The sequence below is a fragment of the Roseomonas sp. TAS13 genome, from assembly GCF_001950415.1.
GTDB classification, from domain to species: Bacteria; Pseudomonadota; Alphaproteobacteria; order Acetobacterales; family Acetobacteraceae; genus Roseomonas; species Roseomonas mucosa.
Genome location: NZ_BDLP01000430.1, coordinates 1 through 3,372 on the forward strand (window position 1 = coordinate 1; position 3,372 = coordinate 3,372).

Annotated in this window: 4 protein-coding genes; 2 read left to right on the plus strand and 2 right to left on the minus strand. The window is 68.5% G+C overall.

Annotated features, from left to right (window positions below):
• On the minus strand, positions 1-167 hold a 167-nt coding region (locus tag ROTAS13_RS28265), incomplete at its 3' end, for a DUF411 domain-containing protein (RefSeq protein ID WP_253187736.1).
• A complete protein-coding gene (locus ROTAS13_RS21515) occupies positions 133-2,364 on the minus strand; it encodes a heavy metal translocating P-type ATPase (protein WP_281394523.1) in 2,232 nt (743 codons plus the stop codon). The genes ROTAS13_RS21515 and ROTAS13_RS28265, both read right to left, overlap by 35 nt.
• 197 nt (positions 2,365-2,561) lie before the next feature.
• Here ROTAS13_RS21515 and cueR point away from each other — a divergent pair, with 197 nt between their 5' ends.
• Entirely contained in the window at positions 2,562-3,050 is a 489-nt protein-coding gene (gene cueR / locus ROTAS13_RS21520; protein WP_075823366.1) for a Cu(I)-responsive transcriptional regulator, read from the plus strand.
• Between the two features lie 155 nt (positions 3,051-3,205).
• The coding region (locus ROTAS13_RS28270) for a DUF411 domain-containing protein (protein WP_253187736.1) at positions 3,206-3,372 on the plus strand (167 nt) is incomplete at its 3' end.

Genomic DNA, 3,372 nt, shown 5'->3' on the forward strand with positions numbered 1-3,372 from the left:
GCCAGCAGGCGGCGGACATCGGAGGCAGGGACGTGGCCTTCCACGACGTAGCCGCCGACCGTGGCCGTGTGGCAGGACTGGAGCTTGTCCGGCACGCCGTTGACCGCCTTCACCGCCTGCAGGTCCGCGACCTCATGGACGGTCGCCTCGAAGCCCGCCGCGCGCATGTGCCTGACCCATCCCTCGCAGCAGCCGCAGCTCGGGTCTTTCCACACTTGGAGTGCTGGGCCCTGGGCCCGAACTACGCTGACGGGCAGCGCCGCAGCAGCCAGCCCGAAACCAAGGAGGGAGCGCCGGGCGGCGCCGCCCCTGAACCCCTTGCTCATGACATCGCGCCCTGAGATCGCGAACGATGCGGTGCTTGTCCTCGGGGAGGACGTCGCCCTGGAACTCGCCAATGCCGAGCTTCCGGGCAACGGCACCGGCCGTCGTTTGATTGTCGCCGGTCAGCATGACGATGTGGACGCCCGCGGCGCGCAGGCTCTCCAGGGCGGATGGCGTAGTCGCCTTGACTGGGTCCGCTACGGAGATAACGCCACCGGGCCTGCCGTCTATCGCAAGGAAAAGCGCCGTCCCTCCCTCGCGCCGGAGCTCGTCCGCCGTGGTGGCCAGCCCGCCCAGGTCCACGCCGAGATCCTGCATTAGGCGGGCATTCCCCAGGGCCACCCGCCGTCCGCCGACAGTGCCGGTGACCCCCTTGCCGGTCACAGAGTCGAACTCGGCGGGTTCCCACATTTCGACCCCGCGCTCCCGGGCCGCGGCCACGATGGCCGCCGCCAGCGGGTGCTCGCTCGACCTCTCCAGGCTGGCCGCCAAGGGCAGCACCTCGGCCTCGGTCAGACCCAGTGCCGGGACCACGGCCACGACCTTGGGCTTGCCCTCAGTCAGCGTGCCGGTCTTGTCCACGACAAGGGTGTCGACCTTCTCCATGCGCTCGAGCGCCTCAGCTGACTTGATGAGCACACCCGCACCGGCTCCCTTGCCAACACCCACCATGATGCTCATGGGCGTAGCCAGGCCGAGCGCGCAGGGACAGGCGATGATCAACACTGAGACGGCTGCGATCAGCCCGTAGGAGAGTGCCGGTGACGGGCCCCAGACGGCCCAGGCGATGAAGGCCAGGACCGCGACGGCGATGACCGCCGGGACGAAGTAGCCGGACACCTGGTCGGCCATTCGCTGGATGGGCGCCCGGCTGCGCTGCGCCTCGGCGACCATGGCCACGATGCGCGAGAGCATGGTGTCGGATCCCACCTTGTCCGCCCGCATGACCAGCGAGCCGGTGCCGTTCACCGTGCCGCCGATGAGCTTGGCACCCGGCCCCTTCTCCACCGGCAGGGACTCGCCGGTAACCATGGACTCGTCCACGGCGCCGCTCCCCTCCAGCACCTCGCCGTCCACCGGCACGCTCTCTCCCGGACGCACCCGCAGCCGGTCGCCAGCCTGGACGTCCGCCAGGGGAACCTCCTCATCCTCTCCATTCTCCTTGAGGCGCCGCGCGGTCTTCGGCGCCATGTTGAGTAGGGCGCGGATGGCACCGCCGGTCTGCTCCCGGGCGCGCAGCTCTAGCACCTGCCCGAGAAGGACGAGCACGGTGATGACAGCAGCTGCCTCGAAGTAGACGGCCACCGTGCCGTCCATGCCCCGGAAGCCTTCCGGAAAGACACCGGGGGCGAAGGTCGCCACCAAGCTGTAGAGGTATGCGGCGCCGGTCCCGAGGGCGATCAGCGTGAACATGTTGAGGCTGCGGTTCACGACCGACTGCCAACCGCGCATGAAGAACGGCCAGCCGGCCCAAAGCACGACGGGGGTCCCCAACAGGAATTGGATCCAGACTGAGATCCTGGGCGGCACCAGGTGATGGAGCCCGAGGCCAGGGATGTGAGCCCCCATCTCCAGCACCACCACGGGGAGTGTGAGGGCCAGCCCGATCCAGAACCGGCGGGTCATGTCGGCCAGCTCGTGGTTGGGGGCGGCCTCAGCGGTGACGTCCAGCGGCTCCAACGCCATACCGCAGATGGGGCAGTTCCCGGGCCCCTCCTGCCGGATCTCGGGGTGCATCGGGCAGGTGTAGATGGTGCCCTTCCGTGGAGCTGGAGGCGGGGCCGCGGCGGCCTCCTTCGGCTTCAGATATTTGTCGGGGTCAGCCTGGAACTTCGTCCGGCACCCAGCTGAGCAGAAGTGAAATGTCGTCCCGGCATGCTCCAAGCGGTGCTTCGAGGTGGCCGGATCGACCTTCATCCCGCAGACCGGATCTGTGACGAGCCCGGCGTCAGCGGCCGGGCCGGGACCGTGATGATGGTCGTGGCCGCAGCCCGGCCCGTGCTGGTGCGAATGCCCGTGACTGGTGTGGTGACTGCTCATGCTTGCCGCCCCGGTTTGGGCCGCGTGGCGGGCCCTCGTTGCTCAGGTGACCGGGAAGGTGGTGTTTCCCATGATGGGAAGGTCAAGGACCATTAGTTGCCAGATGGGGAAGCTCTGGGGGAGCCTTGACCTTCCCACTGTGGGAATCTCCACCTTGGCTGCGACCAAGACTGCGGTGCCTTGAAAAGGAGGTCCCCATGAACATCGGACAGGCCGCGAAGGCGTCCGGCGTCTCCGCGAAGATGCTGAGGTACTACGAGAGCGTGGGCCTCCTTCCCGCGGCGGGGCGGACTGAGGCGGGCTACCGCGTGTACTCGGAGCAGGACATTGGTACCCTCCGCTTCGTTCGGAGGGCGCGGGACCTCGGCCTGCCGCTGGACAGCATAAAGCGGCTCATTGGCCTCTGGCAGGACGAGGATCGTGCGAGCGCCGACGTGAAGCGCATTGCCACCGAGCATGCGGCCGAAATGCGCGCCAAAGTCGCCGAGATGACCCGGATGTGCGAGGCGTTGGAGCGTATGGCTGACGCTTGCCACGGTGACGACCGGCCGGAGTGCCCGATCCTCGACGAGATTGCCGAAGGCGACCACTGCGCCGCCGGCGGCCATGACGCCGGTCAGGACGGGAGCCTGCGACAGGCGAACGGCAAGAGCACAATCAGCAGCTTCCAGGGCGCGATGTCATGAGCAAGGGGTTCAGGGGCGGCGCCGCCCGGCGCTCCCTCCTTGGTTTCGGGCTGGCTGCTGCGGCGCTGCCCGTCAGCGTAGTTCGGGCCCAGGGCCCAGCACTCCAAGTGTGGAAAGACCCGAGCTGCGGCTGCTGCGAGGGATGGGTCAGGCACATGCGCGCGGCGGGCTTCGAGGCGACCGTCCATGAGGTCGCGGACCTGCAGGCGGTGAAGGCGGTCAACGGCGTGCCGGACAAGCTCCAGTCCTGCCACACGGCCACGGTCGGCGGCTACGTCGTGGAAGGCCACGTCCCTGCCTCCGATGTCCGCCGCCTGCTGGC